A 20,546-nucleotide genomic window follows, 5' to 3' on the forward strand; every position below is an offset into this window, starting at 1 on the left:
TTGATAGATTAAAAAGTAGTAAAACTATTTAATTATCAATGAATTGGTTGCGGGAGCCAGATTTGAACTGACGACCTTCGGGTTATGAGCCCGACGAGCTACCAGGCTGCTCCATCCCGCGTCCGAATGACCTAAATTAATAGGAAGCCAATAAGTTTTTAATTCTACTTATTAAAGAATTATTGATAGATTAAAAAGTAGTAAAACTATTTAATTATCAATGAATTGGTTGCGGGAGCCAGATTTGAACTGACGACCTTCGGGTTATGAGCCCGACGAGCTACCAGGCTGCTCCATCCCGCGTCCGAATGGTTTAATAATATCTCATTAAGAGATAAATAAACGAGCCTTAAAAGTTTTAATTCATTTTAAAAGAATATCCTCAAAAATCTCTCCCTGAGAACGAGGCGTATACTAAGGATAGCGCACTCATAAAGCAAGTGCTTTTTTAAAAAAAATTACGATAGCTTAAAACTTCAACATAAAGGGGGAATTACGCTCAATTTCGCCGCATAAACTTTAACTTTTGTTTATGTGCACTATGTTTGCGTATATAATCGCAGCATAGTTTACTCTGGAAATACCCCATGAAAGAAAGCACGCAACAATTTTTAGCCTTAACGTCTCCTGGCATTGAAGTTTTACTTAGTGATGAAATAAAAAGCCTAGGCGGTGAAAACGTCATTCAAAAGCCAGAGGGGGTTTATTTCGACGCTTCAATGGCTGTTGGTTATAAAATTTGTTTGTGGACGCGCCTAGCCACAAGAGTAATGTTAAAGCTTGGTGAAGGTGACGCTCTTAACAAAGACAAACTATTTGCCACGGCAAATACGATTAATTGGCCTGATATTTTTACCAGTAATACGACATTTGCTATCGATTTTGTTGGTTACAGTGAAGAAATCCGAAATAGTCAGTTTGGCGCGTTAACTATTAAGGATGCGATTGTTGATCAGTTTAGGGAGCAAGGTTTAGATCGTCCTAATGTTGATAAAAGCGCGCCACAAATTAGTTTTCAAGCACGCTTACTAAAAGACAATATCACATTATTTTTAGACTTTTCGGGACGCGGTTTATTTCAACGCGGTTATCGACAAAATAGTGGTGCTGCACCATTAAAAGAAAACTTAGCCGCAGCATTAATTATTCGTTCGGGTTGGTTAGATGATACGAGTAAGCCACTGGTTGATCCTATGTGTGGCTCAGGCACTATTTTAATTGAAGCTGTTTCAATGGCTGCTAAGCAAGCACCAGGAATTGACCGTAGAACATGGGGCTTTGCAGCTTGGCAGGCACATAATGTTGAGTTATGGGAAGAGGCTCTTAGCGATGCTATTACACAATCAGAACAATCACTTGAACAACTAAAAGTTAAAGTGTTTGGGGTTGATATCGACTCACGCGTTATTAATACCGCACAGCAAAACTCACGTGCTGCTGGCTTACAGCGCTTTATTGAGTTTTCATGTAAAAACACCAATGATATGAATAATACGTTTGGACAAGCGGGCACTATATTATTTAACCCTCCCTATGGTGAACGTATTGGTGAGTTACCAGAGCTTGTTGAAAACTTTGTTTTATTTGGTCAGAAGTTAAAAGCACAATTTTTAGATTGGCGTGTAGCTATTTTTACCGCGAACGTTGAGCTGCTAAGTATGCTCAAGCTTTCCAGTTTTAAACGCTATAAGTTGAAAAATGGTCCGTTAGATTGTCAACTAGCTTTATATAACGTTGATGAAAAACAGCTATCAAAAGATGCAAGTAACCCACAAGCTAACTTTGCCGAACAAGATAGTGCTTTTGCCAATCGTCTCAAGAAAAATGCTAAATCACTTAAAGGCTGGCTTAAATCAAATCAAATAGATTGTTACCGCCTTTATGATGCTGATATCCCAGAGTATAACGTTGCCGTTGATATTTACAGTGAGTATTTAGTGATTCAAGAGTACGCAGCACCTAAGAATATTGAAACAGAAAAAGCGACTAAACGCTTACAAGAAGTCATTTACTGGGCACCTAAAGTGTTAGGTATTCCAACAGATAAAGTTGTACTTAAAACCCGAGCGAAACAAAAGGGTAGTAATCAATATCAGCGTATCGATAAATCAAAGCAGTCAATTACCATTAATGAACATGGCGCTTTATTTAAAATAAACCTTTGGGATTACCTTGATACTGGCTTGTTTTTAGATCATCGAAAAACTCGCCAAATTGTTGCCAAGAAAGCGAAAGGTAAAACACTACTCAATATGTTTGCTTATACTGGTTCAGTGTCTGTGCAAGCGGCGATACACGGCGCTAGTGAAATTACCACGGTTGATATGTCTAATACTTATTTAAATTGGGCTCAAGATAACTTTGCTTTAAATAAATTGAGTAGTCATAAGTACCAATTTGTTCAGGCTGATTGTTTAGATTGGTTGAAGAAAAACACGCAAAAGTTTGATTTGATTTTTATCGACCCGCCAACATTTTCAAACTCAAAGCGTATGGAAGACAGTTTTGATGTACAACGTGATCATGTCACTTTACTTACTGATGCATTAAAGTCTCTTAATAAGGGCGGAGAAATATTCTTCACGAACAATAAGCGTAATTTTAAAATAGATTTTGATGCGTTAGATAAAGCCGGTTTACAAGCGCAAGCGATGTCTGATATTACCCGTGATAAAGACTTCTCCCGTAATAAACATATTCATAATAGCTGGTCTATTACACGAAAAGCCTAATAGGTTTTATAAAATGCAAATATATAACCTTTATGGCAGCGAAGGCTGTCATTTATGTGAGCAAGCTCAAGCGATTTGTTTATCAATATTGGCTAAAGAGCAGCTAAATGAAGTTGATATTATTGAGCAAGAACGCGTTGAACATGAAGAAAAAACATTGGTTGAACTGTATGGCGTGCATATCCCCGTACTTGAAAAGTTAGCCGTTAATGGTAATGCTAATCGCAAGTTATTTTGGCCTTTTACTGCAGAGCAAGTTAAACAACTTAGTTTGTAATGACAATATTTAAATAAGAAGAATTATGGAATTATTAAGAATAGCCAATGGCGAACTTGCTTTTGGTGAAGATAAAATTTTAGATAAAGCTGACTTGAGCATACAAACGGGTGAGCGTATCTGTTTAGTGGGCCGAAATGGTGCTGGTAAGTCAACATTAATGAAGATATTAATGGGCTTACAAAATTTAGATGATGGTCAAATCTTAAAATCAAGCACCATGCAAATGGCTATGTTAGAGCAAGATCCACCAGAATCATCAGAAATGAGTGTCTTTGATTATGTCGCTGAAGGCGTAAAAGAAAATGCTGACTTAATTCGCCGTTATCATCACTTGATTCATATCATTGGTGAAGACCCGAGTGAACAAAACCTTAATAAGCTTGCTAAAGTTCAAGAAGAGTTAGAGCAAGCTAATGCATGGCAAGATGAGCAACGCATAGAGCAAGTGATGACGACTTTATCACTTAATGGTGATGCTAAAATTTCAGATCTTTCCGGTGGTTGGCTAAGAAAAGTCGCCCTTGCTAAAGCATTAGTGACGAGTCCAGATATTTTATTACTTGATGAGCCAACTAACCATTTAGATATTCAAAGTGTTCTATGGCTGGAGAAGTTTTTAAAAGACTTTGCTGGCACGATTATTTTTATTAGCCATGATAGGGCATTTATTCGCGGTTTATCTACGCGCATTTTAGATCTCGATCGCGGGCAATTAAAAAGCTACCCTGGTGACTACGATTTATATGTCGAGCAAAAGCAGCATGACTTACAAGTTGAAAGTCAACAAAATGCGCTGTTTGATAAAAAGCTTGCTGAAGAAGAAGTGTGGATTCGCCAAGGAATTAAAGCAAGGCGTACACGTAATGAAGGCCGAGTACGCTCTTTAGAAAAACTGCGCTTAGAGCGTAAAGCAAGACGCGAAGTTCGCAACCAAAGTGCCATGAATATTACCCAAGGCGAACGTTCAGGAAAGTTAGTTTTTGAAGCTGAAGATGTAACCGTAGCCTTTGAAAATAAAGTGGTGATAGATAAGCTTAACTTATTAATTTCGCGCAACGATCGTCTAGCGTTAATTGGTGCTAATGGTACAGGTAAGTCAACATTAATTAAATTGATTATGGAAAGGCTACCTGCAACAAGTGGTAAAATGCGCTCAGGAGTTAATTTAGATATAGCTTACTTTGATCAGCACAGAGAAGCTTTAGATTTAAATAAAACGGTTCAGGAAATTGTGGGTGAAGGTAAACAAGAAGTAGTCGTTAACGGTAAATCTCGCCATGTATTGGGTTATTTACAAGACTTCTTATTTAGCCCTAAGCGAGCAAGAACACCGGTAAGAGCATTATCTGGTGGTGAAAAAAATAGGTTGTTACTCGCACGACTATTCTTACGCCCGAGTAATTTACTCATTCTGGATGAGCCAACTAACGATCTAGATATTGAAACTTTAGAGCTACTTGAAGAAGTGGTTGCAAATTATGCAGGAACCGTTATTTTAGTTAGCCATGATAGGGACTTTGTTAATAATTGTGTTAATACCTGTCTTTATTTTGATGGAACCGGACAAATTAACCAAATCGTTGGTGGCTATGATGATGTTGATGATTATTTGGTATTAAAGGCTGAACAGCGTCAAACTATGCTCGATAATGCAAAACAACAAAACAATAAAGCCACTCAAACAAAGGTTCAAGAAAAAGCAAAGCCAACCGCTCCTGAAGTTAAAAAGAAGAAGCTTTCATTTAAAGAAACAAAAGAGCTGGAAGAGTTACCCGAAAAAATAGATGTACTTGAAACTGAAATAGAGGCATTACAAGTGCAGGTTAATGAAGCTGACTTTTTTACTCAAGAAGAGAGTGTCACTAAAAAAATATTGAACCAGCTTGCTGAAAAAGAGTCAAATCTTGAAGTTATCTATGCGCGTTGGCAAGAATTAGACGAGTTTTAGTAGCGAAAAAGCAGGGTAAAAAGAAGAAACTAGTTCTTCTATATAAGTTAATAGTGTCTGAAATTATTCAACGATAAATGTTTAACACTTTTGTGGCACCCCTGTTATTAGTATTAAACTCAAAGTTTTCAAGGCAATTTTTATTAAAATAAGTTGTCATAATAATCATTAATAAGAGTTAACAAGAAGAATGAAGCAATTTGCAAAACATATGTTGGCAGTGGGCATTACCAGTGCATTGAGTTTTAGTGTGATTAATCCCGTTTCAGCCGCTACTTATAAAGTGGTTGATAAAATTGCCGTTGATGAACTTAAGCATAGTTATGCTCAACAACAAAATAATAATGGTGTATTAGCTATCTCTGGCTCTAACCTTTATAATTTTCCGGTGCAATTTGACTATCTAGATGATGATGATTTTACACAAATTAGAGAGTTAGCAAGGATTCGACATGAGAGAGTTCATGGTTTAAATGAAATTGAAAATTATGACGAGTTAGTCGCAGGAAACCCTACAGCTAACGATCTGGCATGGGTTAAATCTTATTTAGCTTTGCAAGTTGATTTTGAAAAGCCTGAAAATGACCCTTATGAGTATCAACGAGTTGGTGATTTAGTTGCGATGATTAACTTGGGCGGTGATGCCGATACCGAGGTTTTTAAAATATTTGACCAGCCTTTTGCCGGCACTGATACCTTAACTCGCTCAACCATTGATATTATTTCAGGTGTAACCAACAGTGGTATTGCTTATGGTAGTGCGACAGCACCTTATTTACCTATGGAAGACTTCACGACCAGTAATGGTAATGTTAAAACTTTTTGGTTAAGAGAGCATGGTCAACGAGGTTTTTTCTCTTACGATAATGGTGCTCAAATTTTTCCTGTGATACCAGCAGAGACACGCTATGGTGGTGGTATTTCAGCGGTGCTTGATGTCAATGATAACGGTGAAGCTGTTGGTTACATGAGTTATGAGTTAAGTGAAACAATTCAAGAGTATGTTGAGGATGAAAGCAATGGTTGCTCCGATCCCGATGTTGTTGATGATTTTCCTTTTGAAATTTGTGTTCAGCGTTATCAGCCTTACATGTATCGTATCATGGCATTTAAGGGCAGCTTGAATGCAAATGGCGAGGTGACTTCAGAGCAGCTAGGTTTGTTGGTCGAGCCACACCCTGAAGATACACGTAATTACTCAAGTCGCGCTCTGGCTATTAATAATAATGGTGTAGCCGTTGGCTTTGCTGATGGTTGGGATGATGAAACTGTTACTACACCTGACGAGGATGAGAGGTTGACAGGCTCTTATGCGGTGATGTTTAAGGATGGTAAAGTTTTTGATTTTAACCAAGAACATTACAGTTTTAGAGTGTTTTCAGGCTCTGTTGTAAATTGGTCTAAAGCTTATGATATTAACGATCATGGCCTCGCTGTAGGTACAACAAATACATTAAGTGCAGTTAACAAGTTTTTTTATGTTGATACTAGCGTTCCTGAAGCTGAAATGAAAATGACTTTACCCGATGATTTTTTTAAAAGCTCACAGAGTGCAGCATATGCGGTTAATAATAACGGTATGATAGTTGGTGATGGTGAAATAGAAACTCATAATGCGAGTGCTGAGAATCCACGTCGCACAGCCGCTTTTTTATATGACAGTAAAACGGACGTTTTTAATAATGTTAATGATTTATTAGAATGTGGCTCGCCTTATACGGTAGTAGAAGCTCGTGATATTAATGATGAAAATGTTATTTCAGGTACAGCTATTATTAAAGTTGACAGGTACGATGCCAAAGGTGAACTTATGCTCGATAGCGACGGAAGTCCCCTTACAGAAGATGTGGTTCGTGCTGTGACCTTAGTGCCTATTGCGGGAGAAGTGGAAGATTGTTTTGACGAAGAAGAGAAAGTAGAACGTCAAGGCGCAAGCTTTAACTTACTAGCGTTATTATCACTATTTGGCTTATTTGGTGTCCGCTTATATAAAAAAATATTTTAGGGGATCTTCGTGCCATTATAAATAAAGCACTTTTTAGTGCTTTTTTTTATAAGCTTAATTTATACGCCGAGAGTGGGTAATAAATATAAAAATTATTTAGGTAAAATTTGTGTTTTTCTAAATTCTTCCTATGCTTAAAGGAGTAAACAACTTTTAATTTATTAAGGAGCGTGTATCTATGATAAAACGGCAAAAACGCGACCGTGAAGGTAGGGTACATATAAGAGATTACCTAACTGGTATATCTGAATGCTCTAAAGCGAATAGCCCTTACTAACGTAATAATAGTTAACTTGTTAGGCGCGGTTGGCGAGAAGCCATATAAAATAAGCATCAGGGTTGTTTAAATAAACAATTAGTGTTTTATGGTTAACAGCTCTTAAAAAATAGTGAAAACGTTATTTTATGTATATTTGATATGAAAAAGCATTAAAAATCCCAGCAAGAGCTGGGATTTTTTTATAGTTAGATATACGCTTTTTCGTTTCTTTTATGAACGATTATGGTAATGAGCTTTTGCATGGTTAATTTCTAATACATAACGTCTAACTTTTTTATAAACAAATATTAAAACTTACTCGTATCTGTAAAAAGACCTACTTTTAAGTCTTTCGCCGTATAAATTTCACGACCATCTACACAAACACTACCGTCAGCAAGACCCATGTATAGTTTACGTTTTATGACTCGTTTAAAGTCAATTTTGAAGGTTACTTTTTTTGCAGTAGGTAATATTTGACCGGTAAATTTTACTTCGCCTACACCTAATGCGCGACCTCGACCAGGACCACCAGTCCAAGCTAAGAAAAAACCAACGAGTTGCCACATAGCATCTAAACCAAGACAACCAGGCATTACCGGATCACCTTTAAAGTGACAGTCAAAAAACCATAAATCAGGGGTAATATCTAACTCAGCTAACACTTGTCCTTTACCATGCTCACCACCATCTTCGGTAATGGTGATAATGCGATCCATCATTAGCATGTTGTCAGAAGGAAGCTGTGAATTACCTTCACCAAACATTTCCCCTGTACCTGCTTTAATAAGATCTTCTTTGTTATATGAGTTTTGTTGTGCCATCGCCATAATAGAGTCGATATCCAATAATAAAATAAGATGTGTACTTTAGCGTACACTTGTACACTAAACAACTCGGAGCAGTTAAAAAATAGCTAGTTTCGATAAAAATTAAGCAAGCGCATTACTGGTAGCTTAATTTATATACTGAAATAGGAATTTTATGTTGTGAAAAAGCAATAATATTAGCTTATGACTATTTTAAATTAAGCGAATATAATAAAGTTAAGTGAAAGCTAAGTGCCTTATTATTATTCGAAATGGGATTTTCATGAAAGATTTAGCACAAGACGAAAAGGGCAGCCCCCCTAAAAAAGCAATGACCAATGCACAAAAGCAAAAGCGTTACCGAGAAAGGCAAAAAGAACGGGGTTTACAAGAAATGCGAGGCTATTTATCGCCAGAAGCTAAACATTGTTACCAATTAATTGCCGAGCAAACTAATTGGTCTGATAGTATTATACTCAGCAACGCAGTACGGTTAACTTATGCAGCTTATAAAAATGGTCAAATAGGCTTGCTAAATAATTGGCTGAAAAACAATAAACTATAACCGTGTTATAAACTTACGCTACAATAAAGATAATGCTCTTGCCTTAAGGTAAGCTTAACTTGTCATTTTTAATTATATAAATGATACTTTTTAGCTCACAATGAATAGACTTGAGTTTTAAGTAACATAAGCCACTAGCTGAATCAGCTAAACCATTTGATAATAACAGGTAAAATTTGTGATAAATATTCTATTAGTTGATGATCATCATATTGTTCGAGCTGGTATCCGTAATATCTTATCAACTTTTAAAGGTATAAAAGTTGTTGGTGAATGTGAAACGGGTGAGGAGGCAATTAAGTTTTGTCGAGAACATGAGCCTGATGTTGTTTTAATGGATATGGACATGCCCGGTATAGGCGGTTTTGAAGCCACTAAGAAAATTATTCGTTTTGTACCCAGTGTACAAGTGATTATTTTAACAGGGCATACGGAAGACCCATTCCCAACTAAAGTCATGCAAATGGGCGCTGCAGGTTTTTTAACCAAAGAAGCAGGACCTGATGAAATGGTTAACGCTATTAGAGCGGTCAATAGTGGGCAGCGTTACTTACCTCCAGAAATAGCTCAAAAAATGGCGCTGAATCAATTTAAAACAGTAGATGATAATCCCTTTAATGGTTTATCTGATCGTGAGTTACAAATTATGGTAATGATAACACGCGGTGATAAAGTTCCTGATATATCAACACGTTTAGATTTGAGCACAAAAACGATTAATAGTTACCGTTATCGTATGTTTGAAAAATTAGGTGTTAGTAATGATGTTGAGTTAACCCATCTTGCTATTCGTCATGGTATGTTGAAAACAGAAAAAATTTAATTTTGTCAAAAAATCACCCCGAAAAACTAGTCGCTTCTCCAGCAAAGCCAACCCGTGAAAGCCAGCCGCCCGTAATGTCTTTTGATAGTACGGCTTTTTTGCAAGCCGTTACCGAGCAAGCAGGTGTTTACCGCATGTATAATAGCCAACAGCAAGTTATTTATGTTGGTAAGGCTAAACAGCTTAAAAAGCGTTTAGCGAGTTATTTTAGACAAGATGTTGGCTCAGTAAAAACCAAGGCTTTAGTTAAGCAAATTTGCGCAATAGACGTTACAGTCACTCACACCGAAGGTGAGGCGTTGATTCTTGAAAATAACTATATTAAAAAATACCAACCGAAATATAACATTTTACTTCGTGATGATAAGTCTTACCCTTATTTACTGATCACTGCCCATAAACACCCAAAGCTGGGCTTACATCGTGGTGGTAAAAAAGTAAAAGGTGAGTACTTTGGTCCATACCCAACCGTTGGTGCCGTTTGGGAAAGCTTACGCTTAATGCAAAAGGTTTTTCCTATAAGACAATGCGAAGATAGCTATTATCGCGCTCGCTCTCGACCTTGTTTACAGCATCAGTTAGGTCGATGCTCTGCACCATGTGTTGATAAAATATCGCAAGCAGATTACGCAGAGCAAGTTAACTTAGCAAAACTTTTTCTTAAAGGTAAAAGCTCAACGGTTATTGAACAGTTAGTACAGCACATGGAAGCTGCGAGTCAGGCACTTAACTTTGAACTTGCTGCAAAATATCGCGATCAAATCGTTACCTTACGAAAAGTACAGCAGCAACAATATGTCAGTGGCTTTACCTCAGAGATGGATGTGATTGGTTTATATCGATTTAAATCGCAAGTGTGTATTCATTTATTGTGTATTCGTAGTCATAAAATACTAGGGAGTAAAAGTTACTTCCCTGTTGTTCCTGCAGAAACAAATGACAGTGAAATTATTGAGGCTTTTATTGCTCAGCACTATTTGGCTAGCGACGTAGCTAGCGGCGGTGAAGTACAAGGCCATATTCCCAAAGAAATTGTCATACAAGGAGAGGTTGAGCAGCGACTCATGTTGACGGAACTATTAAGTAAGCAGGCTGAATTTGAGGTAAAAATATCGTCTAATAGTCGCAGTGAGCGTGCTCAATATTTAAAATTGGCTCAAACCAACGCACAAAGTGCGTTGGTTACTCGAAATAGTCATAAAGAATCAATGCAAGCTCGTTTTACTGCATTAAATGAAGTGTTTGAGCTAGAGCAAGGTATTCAGCGTATCGAATGTTTTGATATTAGTCATACTATGGGGCAGCAAACTGTTGCCTCTAATGTGGTTTTCAATCAAGAAGGTCCTTTGAAGTCTGACTATCGACGCTATAACGTGCACGGTATAACACCTGGTGATGATTATGCCGCTATGGCTTTCGCCTTAAATAAGCGCTATAGCAAGCTTAAAAACCTTAGCAGCACAGATGACACCCAGCTACTTAATGTCCCTGATATTGTTTTTATTGATGGGGGGAAGGGCCAACTTGCGAAAGCGGAAGAGTTTTTTAATCAACTTGAGCTAGTTAAAACACCTTTACTTGTTGGTGTTGCTAAAGGAGAGTCACGTAAGCCAGGGTTAGAAACGCTTATTCTAGCAGGGAGTCACCAACTAATTTCATTACCTGCTACATCGCCAGCATTGCATTTAGTGCAACATATACGTGATGAATCACACCGTTTTGCGATTGCAGGTCATCGAGCTAAGCGCCAGAAGGCGAGTAAAAAATCTATTTTAGAGTCTATTGAAGGTATTGGCGCTAAAAAAAGGCAGAGTTTATTAAAGTATTTAGGTGGTATACAAGAGGTGATGGTTGCAGATATTAGCGCGCTTGAAAAAGTTCCAGGTATTAGTAAAGTATTAGCGCAAAATATTTATGATGCATTACATGACAAGTGATCGATAACTTGTGTAAACTAAAGAAAAATACTTGTAGTGAAAAGTAAATGTGGACTATACCTAATCAAATAACTTTATTTCGAATCATCTTAATTCCAATCTTTGTTATTATTTTCTATTTGCCTTTATCTTGGAGTCACTTTGGTGCGTTTGCCGTTTTTTGGTTAGCAGCGATTAGTGATATTTTAGATGGCTACCTTGCCAGAAAATTAAATCAATCTTCTGCTTTTGGTGCTTTTATTGATCCCGTTGCTGATAAATTGATGGTGGTTGTGGCATTAGTAATGATCGCCCAAGATTATCATTCATGGTTGATCTCGGTCGCAGCGATTATTATGATTGCTAGAGAAGTTTTTATTAGTGCTTTGCGTGAATTTATGTCTTCTCGTGGTAAGCGTGACATCATTGCGGTTTCTAATATGGGAAAATATAAAACAGCGGCACAAATGTTAGGAATAATGGGTCTTATTTGGCAACCTGATTACGATATTCCATTAATTTTGTTTTATTTCCCACATGAAATATTAAATGTATTGTCTTATGGCTTTTACTTTATTGCGACAGTATTAACCGTAGTTACCCTAGTTAACTATTTTAGAGCTGCCTGGCCTGAACTTAAAGATGTTTAATTGTACTAGTCTTTTATCTGTTGTTAATTTGATTGCTTTAATAAGCTAACTTAACAACATACTTTAAATGCTGTTAGCACAAAATAACCGCGCCACCGCTCGGTTTTAGTTAAAAAAACAACAAATAAGACGAAAAGTAAGCAGTCGAAATAAAAATGCAATTTAATAGTTGACTGGAAAATATTAAGATGTAGAATGCGTTTCCGTTGACAGGGAGTCAGCAGGCAAAGTTAGCTAGTTAAGCACTACGGTGTTAAATGGCTAATAAGTAATAACGAAGTAACTAATCGTTAACGTTCTATGAAGCGGCTGTAGCTCAGCTGGTAGAGCATCACGTTGCCAACGTGAATGTCACGAGTTCGAGTCTCGTTAGCCGCTCCAACTTATTTATATTTAGTTTAATATAAATAAAAGTATATTTTTGATAGTAATCAAATGTAAACTATGAACACCTCGATAAAGCGTTGATGTATAAGGCGGGTTGGCAGAGTGGCCATGCAGCGGATTGCAAATCCGTTTACCTCGGTTCGACTCCGGGACCCGCCTCCAAAATGCCCGGGTGGTGGAATTGGTAGACACAAGGGATTTAAAATCCCTCGCCGAAAAGCGTGCCGGTTCAAGTCCGGCTCCGGGTACCATTTCATCAACACTATGTTGAGAAAAAGTAAAAAATGGTTGTTAAGCTAATATTGATACGCTAAAATGCGCGCCGATAATTAGACATAACCAAGTAAATAAAGTGATCTGCGGCTGTAGCTCAGCTGGTAGAGCATCACGTTGCCAACGTGAATGTCACGAGTTCGAGTCTCGTTAGCCGCTCCAATCTTTATGGTAAAAGTATTGGCGAATCACTTAAAATTAGCTCTAATGAAGCGGCTGTAGCTCAGCTGGTAGAGCATCACGTTGCCAACGTGAATGTCACGAGTTCGAGTCTCGTTAGCCGCTCCAATTTTTATAGTGTTAATTTAAAAAGTAGGTCTCCAATACCTACTATAAAAAAAGCTCCCATATAATGCCCGGGTGGTGGAATTGGTAGACACAAGGGATTTAAAATCCCTCGCCGAAAAGCGTGCCGGTTCAAGTCCGGCTCCGGGTACCATTTGATAGTTTATAATTGAAAGCTCTAATGAAGCGGCTGTAGCTCAGCTGGTAGAGCATCACGTTGCCAACGTGAATGTCACGAGTTCGAGTCTCGTTAGCCGCTCCAACTTTTAAAGTTATTTATAGCTTTGTCGTAAAAGTAGGTACCAATACTTACTATAAAAATTCTTCCCATATCTTATATGATATCGTTGCCCGGGTGGTGGAATTGGTAGACACAAGGGATTTAAAATCCCTCGCCGAAAAGCGTGCCGGTTCAAGTCCGGCTCCGGGTACCATTTAATTTATAGTTATTCAACTATTCCGTTATTCAACTATTCCGTTATTCAATTCTAATAATATAAACTATTTATTTGATTAATTATTTAATTAACCAGCTATTTATTTCCTAAAGTACATTTCATCAGTAAATCACTGTAACTACTCTACGTTATAAGTCCTATTTCATATAGTGAACTTGCTATTGTTGCATTGTTCATTTACAGCTTTATTTTGTTGCACTGAACACTGTAATAAAAGCTTTGTTGTGCTATTTGATTTTACTTATTTTACATAGTGTAAGAAGGCGGGAAAAAATAGTTAAATATATGTGGAGTGGGGCAACCTCAATAAGTTGGTACTAAGGTTGCCTTGCTTTAAATAAAGTAATAGTGCTTTAGTTTTTTTGTAGCGTTAGGGTAAAAGAGACTGGTACAGACTGTGTAATTGAAGGTAATTGAGCCAATGCCTGAAGTTTTTCAATGCCTGCTGTTAAATTGAAGTCAGCTGGGTTAATAATTACCGGCATAAAAGAGCTTACTATAATATTGCCATTGCCTAACTGTGTTGTTAACACATCGATTGCTAATGTTTTGTTTATGCCGTTTAAGGTGATATTAGCCGGTATGTTAAGTAATTGGCTTTGATCTGTTTTTAGCGTTTTTAAATGCTCAAATAGATCAGCGTTCAGCTTTAAGGTTGGTGATAACTTTGTATTGAATAGATATTGCGCCATTCTTTCATTACGAATAGGGATTAATGTCTCAACGCTAGCTAACTGTATGTCCGCAGAAAACTGCCCTGATTGTGTTAATTCACCCGCTATTTTTTTAAAGTAATGAGCTTCACCAATAGTATTTTTTTTAACTGAAACAAAGCTTACTCGAGATAAGTCGTTATCTAAGCTCCAATCGGCTAACGCTATAGGGCTAAGCAATAACAACGTAGCCCCAGTGAATAAAGTTTTTAACATCGTGATATTCCTCACATAAAATGGATGATAGAGCTTCTTAACTCTTGTGATTAACTTGCTTATATGTCGAAAAAAAGTTTTTTAATTTTTCTAATGCTGGGACTAGTTCATCAACATGCGGTAGAAATACTAATCTAAAATAATTATTTTCTTTAATATTAAAAGCACGGCCATGTACTAAGAGTATTTTTTCTTGTTTGAGTAAGTCTAAAATCATTCCTTCATCGTCGGTAATATTGAATTTTTTATTATCAACTTTCACAAATAAATATAGAGCGCCCATTGCGGGGTTACATGATAAACCATCAATGTCGTTAATCATTTGATAAGCAATGTTACGTTGCTTAAGTAGGCGGCCGTCACCACTAATTAGCTCATTAATACTTTGATAGCCACCTAGCGCAGTTTGTATTGCGTGTTGACTAGGAACATTAGCGCACATACGCATAGAAGATAGTAAGGTTAAGCCTTTTATATAATCTTCAGCATGTAGTTTGGGGCCCGATATTACCATCCAGCCAGCTCTAAAACCTGCAATACGATAATTCTTCGATAATCCACCTAAAGTAATAATTAGCACATCGGTAGACAAGCTAGCGGTTGGAACATGTTTGGCTTGATCATAAAGAATTTTGTCATAAATTTCATCGCTATAAATAATTAAGCCATGCTTTCGTGCGAGTGCAATGATGCCTTGTAGTACTTCTTTTGAATAGACAGCACCAGTAGGGTTATTTGGATTAATTAATACAATAGCCTTGGTTTTTTTCGTTATTTTACTTTCCATATCGGCTAGATCTGGAAACCAACTGTTTTCATCGTCACAACGATAATGTACTGGCTTGCCACCTGATAATGAAACCGCAGCGGTCCATAGCGGATAATCAGGTGATGGAATTAATACTTCATCACCGTTATCAAGTAAGGCTTGCATCGCCATAACAATCAGTTCGCTAACACCATTACCAATGAAAATATCATCAACGTTAACGTCTTTGATACCTTGCTGTTGAAAATATTGCATCACGGCAACTCGAGCAGAGTAAATGCCTTTTGATTCAGAGTACCCTTGTGAGCGAGGTAAGTTATGGATTACGTCTTTTAAAATATCATCAGGTGCAGCAAAACCAAATGGTGCTGGGTTACCAATATTAAGCCTCAGAATTTTATGGCCTTCATCTTCAAGGCGTTTGGCTTCGGCGGCTATTTGTCCTCTAATATCATAACAAACATTGTTTAATTTAGATGACTTAGTAATAGCTTTCATGAGTTAGGTACTTCTTACGTGAATAAAAAAATAGGATTACTTCATTGTTGCCAATAATGAACTGTTTTTAAACCTTTAATTACGCTTTTTTAATGATAATTTGTCGATAAAGTCATGAAAAAGTAATATTGCGCAAAATTATGTCCTTATTGATGAATGAAGCTTTATATTTAGCGGATTACTTTGTTTTAAATTGGAAGTAAGTCGTTTAATAAAGAGTTGTGTACGTTTAGCATGTGTTTTGATTGGCTTGTTCATAATAAGTCCTAAATATGTAAACACATTTCAGGACGAGACAGTGCTAATAAAAAAGCCAACTAGATAACCTAGTTGGCTTTTTATTAAGTCTTTAAATTCGTTTTTATTGGTTAGTTAAATAACGACATTACGTTATCAATCGCTAATAATGACTTCTCACCAGTAATACGATTTTTTAATTCAACTTCTTGAGTATCAAGGTTACGCTCACCAACGACGAGTAATAATGGTGTCCCCATTAGTTCATGGTCAGCAAACATTACACCAGGGCGTTCTTTTCTGTCATCAAACAATACTTCAATACCCGCGTTACTTAATTGCTCATAGAGTGCTTCTGCCGTTTCTTTCACACGAGCAGATTTTGCCATATTCATTGGTACAATCGCCACTTGGAAAGGCGCAATTGCTTTTGGCCATTTTATACCGTATTGATCGTGGTTTTGCTCTATTGCGGCAGCAACAATACGAGAAACGCCAATACCGTAACAACCCATAGTTAACGTTTGATTTTTACCGCCTTCATTTAATACAGCACAGTTCATTGCTTGGGCATATTTGTCACCTAACTGGAAAATATGACCTACTTCAATACCACGTTTTATCACAATGCTACCTTGACCACATGGGCTTGGATCGCCTTCAATCACATTGCGTATATCTGCAACGGTAATATCAGCACAATCTCTTTCCCAATTAACACCAGTCAAAGAGTACCCATTTTGGTTTGCACCACAAGCAAAGTCACTTAAATGTGCTGCGCTTCTATCAACGATAACCGGTACCGACAACCCTTTAGGGCCTAATGAACTGCTGTGACAGTTAGCAACAGCAGATACTTGTTCGTCAGTTGCAAGGGTTAATGGTGCATGCACGCCACTAATATTTTCAGCTTTTATTTCATTTAGCTGGTGATCGCCACGAAGTACAAGTGCTACAAAGTTTTTGGTAGGCTCTTCATCAGCATCACCAAGAACTATGATTGTTTTAACGGTATTTTTTATATCGACATCCGTTGTTTTGATTAACCGCTCAAGTTTTAATTCAACTGTTTCTAGCGCTTGAGATGCTATGGCACGTTCACCTTGTGGTGCTAATGCCTCAGCTTTTTCAATATTCGCAGCAAAGTCACTTGCATCACTAAAGGCGATATCATCTTCACCCGATTCCGCTAACACATGAAATTCATGTGATTTTTCTCCACCAATAGAGCCAGTGTCAGCAATTACAGGGCGGAAGTTCAATTCTAATCGTTCGAAAATACGGCAGTAGGCATCAAACATAATTTGATAGGTTTTTTCTAAACAAGCATCGTCTAAATGAAATGAGTAAGCATCTTTCATTAAAAATTCACGACCACGCATTACCCCAAAACGAGGGCGAATTTCATCTCGAAATTTCGTTTGAATTTGGAAAACATTTAAAGGTAATTGTTTGTAACTGCTAAGTTCATTAGCCACTAACTTAGTAATAACTTCTTCATGAGTTGGGCCTAAAACAAAGTCACGTTTATGACGATCGCTTAAACGTAGTAATTCGGGACCATAGTCATCCCAACGACCAGACTCTTTCCATAAGTCAGCTGGTTGAACCATAGACATCATGATTTCATTCGCGCCGGCACGCTGCATTTCTTCACGAACAATGTTTTCTACTTTTTTAAGTACTCGCAAGCCAGTAGGTAACCAAGTATATAAACCCGAAGCAAGGTGACGTACTAATCCTGCTCGTAACATCAATTGATGACTTATCACTTCTGCGCTCGCAGGAGTTTCTTTTAAGGTAGACAGTAAGTATTGACTGGTACGCATTGCTAAAGACTTCCAAATAAATAGGATAATAAAATTGCCGCTATTCTATCAGGGGGATCTCAGATGAAAAAGCAATAAATACAATATTTATATCGAGTGGTATATTTTCAGGTTCTATAATGAAAAGTTGTCTTTATCGGGTCATCTTTTTGACGAATACCACAACAAAAAGCGCGATAGTAAAACTACCAGTAAATGCCTCTATGGCTGCAATAGCTCGGGATATACCTACGGGGGTGAAGTCGCCATAACCTAAAGTGGTAAAGGTAACAACAGAGTAGTATAAAGAGGAAAAAAAGAAGTTAATATTCTGTTGGATATCTTGTTCACTACTAAGAGATTGCACCGCGCCGTTATAACTTAAACCAGTAAAAGCATAAATAATGGCGCAAACAAAAATAATTGCCATCGATAAACCGATAATGCGCAAAGGCGCTTCTCCATAACCACAGCATATATCAACCAGCTTAGACAAAGTGCGCTTAATGCTAAAGCGAGGGAGCTGTAAGCGGCGCATTGTTAACTCTTTTTGAATAAAGTAACCTGATAAGGTAAATATGCCTTCATGCTCTGAATGCTTGCGCAAATCGCGGTAAATCTCCTCAGCTTGCTCTAAGTAATCAAGTGAGGCGCGTTGGTTTTTTTGCTTTTGTGCTTTTTTTGCGGCAATTTCTTGTCGTATTTTTTTACCAAACTTTATATTTTCAAACTTACTACCAGCCCACTTTACTCCTAACATATTGGTATTTTCTAAATTAGCGCAGTTTAAGTTGGCGTCACGCAGGTCGGCTTTCATAATACTGGCGTTATTTAAATTAATATTAAATAAATGCCCGCCCATGAGGTTTGCATGATAAAAGTCGGCATAGCTAAAGTCATAGCCTAGTTTTTGATGATGATTGACTAAATCGACATCTTTTAGGTTTGCACGGGTAAGATATATACCTCGTAATAAACCACCGTTTTTGGCATATTCTTCTAAAAGTGCCTTAACTTCTGTTCCTGTTTTATCAATTGATTTATCATGCCAATAACAAAAGCCAGAGTCATGGGCTTGCTCCGTACAGCAGAAGTTTTCTGTACCTTTTTTATTGGGGTCTTGGTATCGACACAATGGTGACTTTATCTCATTCATTTAAAGAGTATAGTGCGCTCTCTCTAAAATTAAAAAATAACTGTTAATAAATTAGTACGTATAAAGGAAGTATTTAATGCAAATATCGTTAATTCAAGCTGACTACCAAAACGAACAACATAGCAAAGACTTAGTTATGTTACTCAATGCCTATGCGCAAGACCCTATGGGGGGAGGTGAGCCTCTCGCACAATCAGTACAACAAAACTTGGTCGCAACGATAGCGAAACGTAATGATTTTTTTACTGTGCTTTGTTATGTCGATGGTAAACCCGCAGGCATTATTAACTTTATTGAAGGTTTTTCTACTTTTAAGTGCAAGCCACTGATGAATATTCATGATTGTGGTGTGTTAAAAGAATACCGAGGCTTAGGTATTAGTCAGTTGTTATTTGGCGAAGTTGAAAAAATATCACGAGCACGCGGTTGCTGTAAATTAACACTTGAGGTCTTGGAAGGTAATACTATTGCCAAAAATGCTTATAAAAAATTGGGATTCTCTGGTTATGAGTTAGATGAAGAAACAGGCAATGCGATGTTCTGGGAAAAGGTACTTGGCTAACTTGGCGTTGTGATAAAAATCATAAGCTAAATTATATCAATGTAGCACGGTTAAATGTCTACATTGATATAAGTTACGAGAGGTTTAAAAAGAAATAGGTCTTCTTTTTCGTGGTGTTGGCTCAACTGCTTGTTCGGTTAATGGTGAAGTGTTTTTCGATTTTTTACTTGCTTGTTTCTTATTATTTTCACTCTGTTTTTTAGGTGGTTGTGTTGAAGGCTCTGGGCTTACATCAGAATAACCTTCAGCAGCATTACTATATTGAGAAACGTTGTTTTCAACGGTATTTGCATATTCATTCGACTCATCAGAAAAATCTTGATTAGCTAAATCTTCATTTACTATCACTTGCAGTAAGTCGCCATTAAACTCAATAACGTCTTCATGGTATATCTTTTTACGTTTTTGATATTCTACTTCACCATTAAGTAATACGTAGCCTTGGCTAATAACAATTTTAGCTTCGCCGCCGCCGCCAACTAAATTGGCAACTTTTAATAACTTACATAATTCAATAGGTTGGTGATCTAATTCAACCATCAAGTGGTTTATTGTCATAATGTTCTCTAAAACAGGTACAAGGGTAGTGAAAAAGAGTGCTATTGAATGCTTGTAAAGAAATCATTAATTTCTTTTTGTAGCTCTTCATCATCAATAGTGCCAGCTAATTCATTAGCTTGTGCCGCATATTGTTGTGCTTTCTCTATTTCTTCAAATTCATGATAACGCTGTGCCATGGCTAAAGTGATAGACGCTTTAAAGGTATTTAATGCCATTTTTTCTGCGGTTACTAAAGCTATTTGGTATATATCCATAGCTTGGTCACCATCTTCAGTAAAGTCTGCAAGAGCCTCCCATTGTAAAGGGTGATCATTAGGGGTGTTTTGATTGGTTGCACATAACACTTGCAGTTTTTTGCAGGCTTGAAGTCTTGCTTCGTCATTATCAACAGAAGAAGCATTTGCTATATCTTGGCAAATAGTGAGTATTTCATCAAATAAAGGGGCTTTCATTTATTGTCCTAAAGGGAAGGTGGTTCATGTATAAAATAAACAGCATATTTAATAGTCATTTGCTGTTTACCTGAACATTAATTAAAGTAAGGTAATTGGTAGCGATTTTAGCATAGTGCTAAATAACATACAAAATGAACGAGCTGATAATAGCCGATAATAATAGGTATTATTATCGCCGTAC

The 20,546-nt window shown here is 37.2% G+C and carries 16 protein-coding genes and 10 tRNA genes; 17 read left to right on the plus strand and 9 right to left on the minus strand.

Annotated elements, in window-relative coordinates:
- Positions 1–44: 44 nt before the first annotated feature.
- Positions 45–121 (minus strand) — tRNA-Met (locus ABD005_RS14960).
- A 105-nt stretch (positions 122–226) separates the two neighbouring features.
- Positions 227–303, minus strand: a tRNA-Met gene (locus ABD005_RS14965).
- Between the two features lie 284 nt (positions 304–587).
- On the opposite strand from ABD005_RS14965, the gene rlmKL reads away from it, so the two are divergent.
- From rlmKL to ABD005_RS14985, 4 genes are all read left to right on the plus strand, one after another.
- Positions 588–2,732: a bifunctional 23S rRNA (guanine(2069)-N(7))-methyltransferase RlmK/23S rRNA (guanine(2445)-N(2))-methyltransferase RlmL gene (gene rlmKL / locus ABD005_RS14970; RefSeq protein ID WP_215980088.1), complete on the plus strand. Its 2,145-nt coding sequence runs from the start codon at positions 588–590 to the stop codon at positions 2,730–2,732.
- A 13-nt stretch (positions 2,733–2,745) separates the two neighbouring features.
- Positions 2,746–3,009 carry a glutaredoxin family protein gene (locus ABD005_RS14975; RefSeq protein WP_215980087.1) on the plus strand — a complete coding sequence of 88 codons (264 nt, stop codon included), beginning with the start codon at positions 2,746–2,748 and terminating at the stop codon, positions 3,007–3,009.
- A gap of 25 nt (positions 3,010–3,034) precedes the next feature.
- A complete protein-coding gene (gene uup / locus ABD005_RS14980; protein ID WP_215980086.1) occupies positions 3,035–4,960 on the plus strand; it encodes an ATP-binding cassette ATPase Uup in 1,926 nt (641 codons plus the stop codon).
- 190 nt (positions 4,961–5,150) lie between these two features.
- A complete protein-coding gene (locus ABD005_RS14985; protein WP_343818441.1) occupies positions 5,151–6,965 on the plus strand; it encodes a DUF3466 family protein in 1,815 nt (604 codons plus the stop codon).
- A gap of 567 nt (positions 6,966–7,532) precedes the next feature.
- Here the strand turns inward: ABD005_RS14985 and fabA are convergent.
- Entirely contained in the window at positions 7,533–8,048 is a 516-nt protein-coding gene (fabA, locus tag ABD005_RS14990) for a bifunctional 3-hydroxydecanoyl-ACP dehydratase/trans-2-decenoyl-ACP isomerase (RefSeq protein ID WP_215980092.1), read from the minus strand.
- A gap of 268 nt (positions 8,049–8,316) precedes the next feature.
- Here fabA and ABD005_RS14995 point away from each other — a divergent pair, with 268 nt between their 5' ends.
- From ABD005_RS14995 to ABD005_RS15050, 12 genes are all read left to right on the plus strand, one after another.
- The gene (locus ABD005_RS14995; protein WP_343818443.1) at positions 8,317–8,598 is read left to right on the plus strand and encodes a hypothetical protein; all 282 of its coding nucleotides are present in this window, start codon (positions 8,317–8,319) and stop codon (positions 8,596–8,598) included.
- A 178-nt stretch (positions 8,599–8,776) separates the two neighbouring features.
- On the plus strand, positions 8,777–9,421 hold the full coding sequence (gene uvrY / locus ABD005_RS15000) for a UvrY/SirA/GacA family response regulator transcription factor (protein WP_215980083.1): 645 nt from the start codon (positions 8,777–8,779) through the stop codon (positions 9,419–9,421).
- A gap of 74 nt (positions 9,422–9,495) precedes the next feature.
- The gene (gene uvrC, locus ABD005_RS15005; protein WP_343818636.1) at positions 9,496–11,358 is read left to right on the plus strand and encodes an excinuclease ABC subunit UvrC; all 1,863 of its coding nucleotides are present in this window, start codon (positions 9,496–9,498) and stop codon (positions 11,356–11,358) included.
- A 47-nt stretch (positions 11,359–11,405) separates the two neighbouring features.
- Positions 11,406–11,987: a CDP-diacylglycerol--glycerol-3-phosphate 3-phosphatidyltransferase gene (pgsA, locus tag ABD005_RS15010; protein ID WP_343818445.1), complete on the plus strand. Its 582-nt coding sequence runs from the start codon at positions 11,406–11,408 to the stop codon at positions 11,985–11,987.
- 305 nt (positions 11,988–12,292) lie between these two features.
- A tRNA-Gly gene (locus ABD005_RS15015) sits at positions 12,293–12,368 on the plus strand.
- 94 nt (positions 12,369–12,462) lie between these two features.
- Positions 12,463–12,536, plus strand: a tRNA-Cys gene (locus ABD005_RS15020).
- A 4-nt stretch (positions 12,537–12,540) separates the two neighbouring features.
- Positions 12,541–12,625, plus strand: a tRNA-Leu gene (locus ABD005_RS15025).
- Positions 12,626–12,733: 108 nt separating this feature from the next.
- Positions 12,734–12,809: transfer RNA gene (locus ABD005_RS15030), tRNA-Gly, on the plus strand.
- A 50-nt stretch (positions 12,810–12,859) separates the two neighbouring features.
- A tRNA-Gly gene (locus tag ABD005_RS15035) sits at positions 12,860–12,935 on the plus strand.
- A 66-nt stretch (positions 12,936–13,001) separates the two neighbouring features.
- A tRNA-Leu gene (locus ABD005_RS15040) sits at positions 13,002–13,086 on the plus strand.
- Positions 13,087–13,118: 32 nt separating this feature from the next.
- Positions 13,119–13,194 (plus strand) — tRNA-Gly (locus tag ABD005_RS15045).
- Positions 13,195–13,281: 87 nt separating this feature from the next.
- Positions 13,282–13,366 (plus strand) — tRNA-Leu (locus ABD005_RS15050).
- Positions 13,367–13,743: 377 nt separating this feature from the next.
- Here the strand turns inward: ABD005_RS15050 and ABD005_RS15055 are convergent.
- The 4 genes from ABD005_RS15055 to ABD005_RS15070 form a co-directional block, all read right to left on the minus strand.
- Positions 13,744–14,319, minus strand: coding sequence for a YceI family protein (locus ABD005_RS15055; RefSeq protein ID WP_343818447.1), 576 nt, complete (start codon positions 14,317–14,319; stop codon positions 13,744–13,746).
- A 37-nt stretch (positions 14,320–14,356) separates the two neighbouring features.
- Positions 14,357–15,586, minus strand: coding sequence for a pyridoxal phosphate-dependent aminotransferase (locus tag ABD005_RS15060; protein WP_215980081.1), 1,230 nt, complete (start codon positions 15,584–15,586; stop codon positions 14,357–14,359).
- 368 nt (positions 15,587–15,954) lie between these two features.
- Complete coding sequence (locus ABD005_RS15065) at positions 15,955–17,652, minus strand: proline--tRNA ligase (RefSeq protein ID WP_343818452.1); 1,698 nt, start codon at positions 17,650–17,652, stop codon at positions 15,955–15,957.
- Between the two features lie 133 nt (positions 17,653–17,785).
- The gene (locus tag ABD005_RS15070; RefSeq protein ID WP_343818455.1) at positions 17,786–18,787 is read right to left on the minus strand and encodes an ion channel; all 1,002 of its coding nucleotides are present in this window, start codon (positions 18,785–18,787) and stop codon (positions 17,786–17,788) included.
- A gap of 76 nt (positions 18,788–18,863) precedes the next feature.
- On the opposite strand from ABD005_RS15070, the gene ABD005_RS15075 reads away from it, so the two are divergent.
- Positions 18,864–19,349, plus strand: a complete 486-nt coding sequence (locus ABD005_RS15075) for a GNAT family N-acetyltransferase (protein WP_215980078.1) — start codon at positions 18,864–18,866, stop codon at positions 19,347–19,349.
- Positions 19,350–19,433: 84 nt separating this feature from the next.
- On the opposite strand, the gene ABD005_RS15080 is transcribed toward ABD005_RS15075, so the two are convergent.
- Together ABD005_RS15080 and ABD005_RS15085 are read right to left on the minus strand one after the other, a co-directional pair.
- Complete coding sequence (locus tag ABD005_RS15080; RefSeq protein ID WP_343818457.1) at positions 19,434–19,907, minus strand: RNA-binding S4 domain-containing protein; 474 nt, start codon at positions 19,905–19,907, stop codon at positions 19,434–19,436.
- Between the two features lie 41 nt (positions 19,908–19,948).
- Complete coding sequence (locus ABD005_RS15085; RefSeq protein ID WP_215980076.1) at positions 19,949–20,362, minus strand: hypothetical protein; 414 nt, start codon at positions 20,360–20,362, stop codon at positions 19,949–19,951.
- Positions 20,363–20,546 lie beyond the last annotated feature (184 nt).

Origin of the sequence: Colwellia asteriadis (genome assembly GCF_039523295.1) — a bacterium.
GTDB lineage: Bacteria > Pseudomonadota > Gammaproteobacteria > Enterobacterales > Alteromonadaceae > Colwellia > Colwellia asteriadis.

Excerpts from the sequence above, each read along its gene's own strand:
- uvrC (WP_343818636.1), top strand. The coding sequence starts at position 9,496 with ATGTCTTTTGATAGTACGGCTTTTTTGCAAGCCGTTACCGAGCAAGCA.
- ABD005_RS15055 (WP_343818447.1), bottom strand. The coding sequence starts at position 14,319 with ATGTTAAAAACTTTATTCACTGGGGCTACGTTGTTATTGCTTAGCCCT.
- fabA (WP_215980092.1), bottom strand. The coding sequence starts at position 8,048 with ATGGCACAACAAAACTCATATAACAAAGAAGATCTTATTAAAGCAGGT.
- ABD005_RS15085 (WP_215980076.1), bottom strand. The coding sequence starts at position 20,362 with ATGAAAGCCCCTTTATTTGATGAAATACTCACTATTTGCCAAGATATA.
- ABD005_RS14995 (WP_343818443.1), top strand. The coding sequence starts at position 8,317 with ATGAAAGATTTAGCACAAGACGAAAAGGGCAGCCCCCCTAAAAAAGCA.
- ABD005_RS14985 (WP_343818441.1), top strand. The coding sequence starts at position 5,151 with ATGAAGCAATTTGCAAAACATATGTTGGCAGTGGGCATTACCAGTGCA.
- ABD005_RS15060 (WP_215980081.1), bottom strand. The coding sequence starts at position 15,586 with ATGAAAGCTATTACTAAGTCATCTAAATTAAACAATGTTTGTTATGAT.
- ABD005_RS15070 (WP_343818455.1), bottom strand. The coding sequence starts at position 18,787 with ATGAATGAGATAAAGTCACCATTGTGTCGATACCAAGACCCCAATAAA.
- ABD005_RS15065 (WP_343818452.1), bottom strand. The coding sequence starts at position 17,652 with ATGCGTACCAGTCAATACTTACTGTCTACCTTAAAAGAAACTCCTGCG.
- rlmKL (WP_215980088.1), top strand. The coding sequence starts at position 588 with ATGAAAGAAAGCACGCAACAATTTTTAGCCTTAACGTCTCCTGGCATT.
- ABD005_RS15075 (WP_215980078.1), top strand. The coding sequence starts at position 18,864 with ATGCAAATATCGTTAATTCAAGCTGACTACCAAAACGAACAACATAGC.
- uup (WP_215980086.1), top strand. The coding sequence starts at position 3,035 with ATGGAATTATTAAGAATAGCCAATGGCGAACTTGCTTTTGGTGAAGAT.
- pgsA (WP_343818445.1), top strand. The coding sequence starts at position 11,406 with ATGTGGACTATACCTAATCAAATAACTTTATTTCGAATCATCTTAATT.
- ABD005_RS14975 (WP_215980087.1), top strand. The coding sequence starts at position 2,746 with ATGCAAATATATAACCTTTATGGCAGCGAAGGCTGTCATTTATGTGAG.
- ABD005_RS15080 (WP_343818457.1), bottom strand. The coding sequence starts at position 19,907 with ATGACAATAAACCACTTGATGGTTGAATTAGATCACCAACCTATTGAA.